We start from the raw sequence: 6,592 nt of genomic DNA, 5'->3' as shown, positions 1-6,592 counted from the left end.
CTCTAACACGCCCTTTAAGGATTTAATTGCACCTGTGCTGATTTTTCAGCGCTTAGAGCAATATGACTACGCTGGGGCAACGGTGATTGGAGTAGTGATGTTGATTATTTCTTTGATAATGCTCGTGGGTATCAACCTATTGCAAGCTTGGGGACGACGATATGACGATCGCTAACCAACCACTAAAAGCTTCACCAAATGCCCCGCCTAAGCCTATCACGAGAAGGCAAAGTTGGGTGCCTATGGTGCTCATCGGCATTGCATTACTCTACTTGGCACTGGTGCTCTACATTCCCGCCCTCAATGTCTTTGTACAGGCATTTCGCAGGGGTGTGGAGCCATTTCTCAAAAACCTCACTGAACCTAACTTCTTGTCTGCGGTGAGGCTCACATTACTGTTGGCTCTGGTCTCTGTGCCAGTGAACATGGTGTTCGGATTGTGTGCGGCTTGGGCGATCGCCCGCCATAAGTTTCCTGGTCGCACCCTACTATTGAGCATTATCGACTTACCCTTTTCCATCTCCCCTGTGGTTGCTGGGTTAATGGTAGTGTTACTCTATGGACGCAACGGCTGGTTTGGCAGTTTTCTTCAAGCCCACGACATAAAAGTGATTTTTGCCTTCCCTGGTATTTTGTTGGCTACCCTGTTTGTAAGTATGCCGTTTGTTGCCCGTGAAGTCATTCCCGTGCTAGAGGAAGCAGGCGTTGACCAGGAAGAAGCCGCCAAAACCTTGGGAGCAAAGGACTGGCAAATCTTTTGGCGCGTCACGTTGCCCAACATTCGCTGGGGCTTGCTCTATGGCTTAATTCTCACCAATGCCAGAGTTATGGGTGAGTTTGGCGCTGTTTCCGTAGTTTCTGGCAATATCATTGGCAAGACTCAAACCCTACCGTTGTTCGTGGAAGATGCTTACAAGCAATATGAAACAGAAGCAGCCTACTCGGCTGCGGTCTTACTAGCATTATTAGCAGTCGTTACCTTAATCTTGAAGGAAATCTTAGAGCGCAAAACTCGTATTAGAGATGTACAGGAATAGATGCACAAGAGTGCTTATGATGCATGGCCTTTAGTGATACAGTGCTGGAAGAGATGGCCGGTTTGACCTACAATTGCAGGGGTAGATTGTCAGGCTCCAACAATGCCATGCATTACCTCAACGACCTAGACTTAACGAACTAGATTTGAAGATTCTGGCAGCATATAAGACTTGATGGCTAGTGAGCATGGCTCTAAAGCAACCAGCAACAAAAAACAGCGAGCACTAGAGGTATTGCGACGGTTGAAGCAGATGTACCCCGATGCCCGCTGCTCCTTGGACTATGCCACACCCTTCCAATTACTAGTAGCCACCATTTTGTCAGCCCAATGCACTGATGAGCGCGTGAATATGGTGACTCCGGAACTGTTTCGTCAGTTTCCTGACCCATCCAGCATGGCGGCTGCGCCGATCGCCGAGCTAGAGACACTAGTGCGTTCCACAGGCTTTTATCGGAACAAGGCCAAAAATATTCAGGGAGCTGCCCAGACGATCCTGGCCCAATTCAACGGTGAGGTGCCCCAGACGATGGAAGAACTGCTTACCCTTCCTGGTGTGGCCCGCAAAACTGCTAATGTCGTCCTTGCCCATGCCTTTGGTATCAATGCAGGAGTCACCGTAGATACCCATGTCAAGCGCTTGAGCAATCGTCTGGGACTGACTCAGCAAACTGAACCTGCCAAGATTGAACAGGATTTAATGCGCCTATTGCCCCAACCCGATTGGGAAAACTGGTCAATTCGCCTGATTTATCATGGACGCGCTGTTTGTAATGCTCGCAAGCCCCTCTGCGATCGCTGTGAACTAGCCGATCTTTGCCCCTCTGCATCCTTGTAACCCACCCCCTAGGCACCTGCTTTCTGTCAAGCCTTAGGGTTGCTGTAAAATAGACAGAGATAAATTATGCCTTGGTTAAGGATTGCAGTAGTCTATGGTGGATACCTTTGAAATTAGACGCAACGTAGAATTGTTGGCTGAGCGCCTGGGTAAAACCCAGGACTATCTTTGACATTCCCGCGCTGACAGCAACTATCCACGATTTAGAGCAGCAGGCAGCCCAGCCAGAGCTATGGAACGACCAAGCCGGGGCACAAAAAATTTTACAAGAGTTAAATGACCTGAAAGCCTGCTTGCAGCAATACGATCGTTGGAAGTCTAGCCTAGAGGATACTAAAGCTATCTTAGAACTGCTGGAATTGGAGGCTGATGAAGCCCTATTGCAGGAAGCTAGCGCTAACGTGAGCCAGTTAACAGAAGACCTCGATCGTTGGGAGTTACAACGCTTGCTATCTGGCCCCTACGACCAAGCTGGGGCGGTAATCTCCATCAACGCAGGTGCTGGGGGTACCGATGCCCAAGACTGGGCAGAAATGTTACTGCGTATGTACACCCGGTGGGGCGAGCAACATGGCTATAAAGTACACCTGTCGGAACTATCGGAAGGGGATGAAGCGGGCATCAAGTCTGCCACCTTAGAACTCGATGGTCGCTATGCCTACGGCTATCTCAAGGCTGAAAAAGGCACCCATCGCTTAGTGCGCATCTCGCCCTTTAATGCCAATGACAAGCGGCAAACTAGCTTTGCTGGGGTGGAGGTTATGCCCATGATTGACCATGAGGTCACCTTAGACATTCCTGACAAGGATCTAGAAATTACCACTAGCCGCTCGGGCGGCAAGGGTGGCCAAAACGTTAACAAGGTGGAAACAGCAGTACAGATTCGCCATATTCCTACAGGGTTGATGGTACGCTGCACTGAAGAGCGATCGCAACTCCAAAACAAGGAAAAAGCCCTTGCCCGATTAAAAGCCAAACTACTGGTGATTGCCCAGGAGCAACGCGCCAAGGAAATTGCTGACATTCGAGGTGATATGGTAGAGGCTGCTTGGGGCAACCAAATCCGCAACTATGTGTTTCATCCTTACCAACTGGTCAAAGATCTGCGCACAGGCACTGAAACCACCAACATTACAGATGTCATGAACGGTGGCCTTGACCTATTTATCGAGGCGTACCTGCGCCAAGAGAACCAGCTTGTAGATGCCAGTAATCATTCCTAGAGTATCTAGTCGATGTAACACTTGACTGGTGGGATGCTGACGATCGTCCCAACCCTCCGCAAAACAGCCACATGATGAGTCCCCAGTCTAGAGGCTGCCGACAGGGAACTGAATAGGGTAATGTCTCATGTTCTAGTTTTTGAGACTAGCAGCATAGTTGACTGCTTTGCTGAGCTAATCGCCTGGTCTAGTGCAACTCTGCTTCTGATAACTATGATTCAGTGAGGAAATGATTCCAATGAGTAAGATAGTAGAGAAGATCTAAGAACTAATACATGGATGATCAAGAGCTGACAGCACTTCTGGGTGATCTCGAATCCGATAGAGTCGAGCGTAAAGCGGCAACTTCAGACGGAAAGAAGATCAGACAGGCAATTTGTGCGTTCGCTAACGATCTACCAAACCACCAAAAGCCTGGGGTTCTTTTCATAGGAGTTAACGATGACGGTACCTGTGCCAATTTGCCGATTACAGACGAGCTTCTCCTCAGCCTCGCTAACATCCGCTCTGAAGGAAGGATTCTACCAATGCCAGTGTTGCAAGTTAACAAACGGATCCTAAATGACTGTGAATTGGCTGTGGTGATTGTGGAACCGTCAGATGCTCCGCCGGTCAGATTCGACGGACGAACCTATATCCGAGTTGGCCCTAGACGCGCAATCGCTACACTTGAAGAAGAACGTCGCCTGAATGAAAAACGACGTGCTAGGGACTTGCCATTTGATTTACGTCCGTTTATCTCTGCGTCTATTGATGATCTAAATCTAGATAGTTTCCAACGTGAATATTTAGCATCAGCATTAGCACCAGACGTATTAGCCGCAAATCAGTGATCGTTAACACAGCAACTAATCTCATTGCGATTTGCAACTCCAGAACCAGATTCATATCCAACGGGCTTAGGTATTTTAGTAATTGGCAAAGACCCTAGGCAATTTATTCCAGGGTTTTACATCCAATTTGTCCGCTTTGACGGTACAGAGTTAACTGATCCGATTCGAGATCAAAGAGAGATTAGTGGCTCCCTAATTGATTTACTGCGCTATGTCGATGAAGTTCTGCAAGCCAATATTTCAACCGCTTCTGATATCACAGCACAGCCTGTGGAAATTAAGCAGCCCGATTACCCGATCGTGGCGTTACAGCAGCTTGTGCGAAATGCTGTTATGCATCGTTCCTATGAGGAAACCAATGCCCCTGTGCGGGTCTATTGGTTTAACGATCGTATTGAAATTCACAGTCCAGGTGGCTTGTTTGGACAAGTGAATCGTCAAAACTTTGGTAAAGGTGTTACTGATTATCGCAATCCCCATTTAGCAGAAGCTATGAAAAATCTGGGATATGTTCAGCGCTTTGGCATCGGCATTCCCACTGCCCAAAAGGAGTTAGCAAAAAATGGAAATCCACCAGCAGAATTTATTATTGAGGATTCCTATATTTCTGTGATGATCAGGAGGCGGTCATGACTGCACCCGTTATTGCCTTCTTCAACAACAAGGGGGGCGTTGGTAAAACATCGCTTGTTTATCATTTAGCTTGGATGTATTGTGACTTAGGGCTAAACGTCATAGCAGCAGATTTAGATCCTCAAGCGAATTTAACAGCAGCTTTTCTGGATGAAGATCGCTTGGAAGAAGTGTGGGAAGCTAGTGCGACTAGTGACTATAATACTATTTTTCGCTGCGTCAAACCTTTATTGAGTGGCATTGGTGACATTGCAACACCAAGTCTGGAAACAATAGAGGATGGTTTAAGCCTGTTAATTGGTGATTTGCAATTGTCTGGATTTGAAGATGAATTATCTTCCCAATGGTCTGATTGTCTTGATCGCAAGGAACGAGCCTTTAGGGTTATTTCGGCGTTCTGGCGAGTATTGAGCCAAGCAGCATCTACGAAGAGTGCTGATGTGGTGCTGGTTGATTTAGGCCCCAACCTAGGAGCTATTAACCGAGCAGCTCTGATTGCCTCAGACTATGTTGTTGTGCCCCTTTCACCCGATCTTTTCTCACTACAGGGTCTCAAGAACCTTGGTCCAACCGTAAGCCGTTGGAGAGAAGAATGGCAGGAGCGTATTCCTAAAAATCCAGCCCTAGACCTTGCCCTGCCAAAGGGGAACATGCAACCAGTGGGCTATGTTATTTTGCAACACGGTGTGCGATTTGACCGCCCTGTGAAAGCATTTCAACGATGGATAGAACGTATTCCTCACACTTATAATACAGAAGTGTTACAAAACGAGGTGTTACAAACCCAAGATGATCCCAATCTTGCGCCAGAAAACGACCGGAATCGGTTGGCGCTACTGAAACACTATCAAAGCCTGATGCCCATGGCTCAAGAGTCCCGTAAGCCGATTTTTCACCTGAAACCTGCAGATGGCGCGATCGGTGCCCATGCTAGTGCTGTAAGGCAGGTGTACTGGGATTTCAAGGATCTAGCCCAGAAGATTGCCGATCGAACTGCATTAGTGTTGCCCGACTTGCAACAAACTCGTGAACCACAACTTAATCAGGTAGTTCTTCTTAAGTAGCTCACCTGCAAGGGTATTGAACCAATCGTTGTACAGGCGTTGATCGTTAAGTTAGCTAACAACCTAAGGGTAAGGCTCTAGAGTGATCACCACTGTCCTATACAATCAAATGTTGCTAATGTGTTACGCAACCATAGCAGTACTTAATGCAGTACTTAATCTAGTTAGGACGTTAATCTAGTGAGAACGTTAGTAATGAGGACTTAAGTCTTCACTGCGAGCCTCAATAGCGAACAATTTGTCTTAACCAATTTGTCTTAACAGCCAGTTCTTTGCTATGGATGCCGCATGGCAGATGTTTAAAACTCTTTGGAAATCTTGTTAGGAGTATAGTATCGATGATTGTAGCGACCCTTCCCCATCTACTGAGAGCTGCTCGGGGCGAAACTGTGGATCGTCCACCTGTGTGGATGATGCGGCAAGCAGGGCGCTACATGAAGATTTATCGAGATTTACGCGATCGCTATCCTTCCTTTCGAGAGCGATCAGAACGGGTAGACCTAGCTGTAGAAATTTCATTGCAACCGTGGCGAGCCTTTCAGCCCGATGGAGTTATCCTGTTTTCAGACATTCTTACGCCGCTGCCAGGGATAGGCATTCCTTTTGATATTGTGGAAAGTCGTGGCCCAATCATTGATCCACCGATTCGCTCCCAAACCCAGATTGACCAACTTCATCCCCTAGAGCCTGCGGAATCTCTGCCCTTCATCCGCGAGATTTTACAGATTTTGCGTCGCGAGGTAGACGATCGAGCTACTGTTCTGGGTTTTGTGGGTGCCCCTTGGACGTTGGCTGCCTACGCTGTAGAAGGTAAAAGCTCTAAGGATTACACTGTCATCAAGCAGATGGCCTTTACCGAGCCAACCATGCTGCACCAGTTGCTTGGTAAGTTGGCAGATGCGATCGCGATTTACACCCGCTATCAAATTGATGCTGGTGCCCAAGTCGTGCAAATGTTTGACTCC

The 6,592-nt window shown here is 47.7% G+C and carries 6 protein-coding genes and 1 pseudogene; all 7 read left to right on the top strand.

The window, feature by feature from the left end; genetic code table 11:
- On the top strand, positions 1-175 hold a 175-nt coding region (locus NZ772_11280), incomplete at its 5' end, for a sulfate ABC transporter permease subunit CysT (protein MCS6814128.1).
- Positions 162-1,037 carry a sulfate ABC transporter permease subunit CysW gene (gene cysW / locus NZ772_11275; protein MCS6814127.1) on the top strand — a complete coding sequence of 292 codons (876 nt, stop codon included), beginning with the start codon at positions 162-164 and terminating at the stop codon, positions 1,035-1,037. The genes NZ772_11280 and cysW, both read left to right, overlap by 14 nt.
- A 174-nt stretch (positions 1,038-1,211) precedes the next feature.
- Positions 1,212-1,874 carry an endonuclease III gene (gene nth, locus NZ772_11270; GenBank protein ID MCS6814126.1) on the top strand — a complete coding sequence of 221 codons (663 nt, stop codon included), beginning with the start codon at positions 1,212-1,214 and terminating at the stop codon, positions 1,872-1,874.
- A 97-nt stretch (positions 1,875-1,971) separates the two neighbouring features.
- A protein-coding gene (prfB, locus tag NZ772_11265; GenBank protein MCS6814125.1) for a peptide chain release factor 2 occupies positions 1,972-3,097 on the top strand; the annotation gives its coding sequence in 2 pieces (ribosomal slippage) (positions 1,972-2,043 and positions 2,045-3,097; 1,125 coding nt in all).
- A 275-nt stretch (positions 3,098-3,372) separates the two neighbouring features.
- Positions 3,373-4,563, top strand: a pseudogene (locus tag NZ772_11260) (putative DNA binding domain-containing protein).
- A complete protein-coding gene (locus tag NZ772_11255; protein MCS6814124.1) occupies positions 4,560-5,627 on the top strand; it encodes an AAA family ATPase in 1,068 nt (355 codons plus the stop codon). The pseudogene NZ772_11260 and the gene NZ772_11255 overlap by 4 nt, the downstream one beginning before the upstream one ends.
- Before the next feature lie 338 nt (positions 5,628-5,965).
- On the top strand, positions 5,966-6,592 hold a 627-nt coding region (locus tag NZ772_11250), incomplete at its 3' end, for a uroporphyrinogen decarboxylase (protein ID MCS6814123.1).

Source organism: Cyanobacteriota bacterium, from assembly GCA_025054735.1.
In the GTDB taxonomy this organism is placed as follows: domain Bacteria; phylum Cyanobacteriota; class Cyanobacteriia; order SKYG9; family SKYG9; genus SKYG9.
Note: the sequence above shows the minus strand (reverse complement) of the source record. Positions and strands in the feature narration are given on the sequence as shown.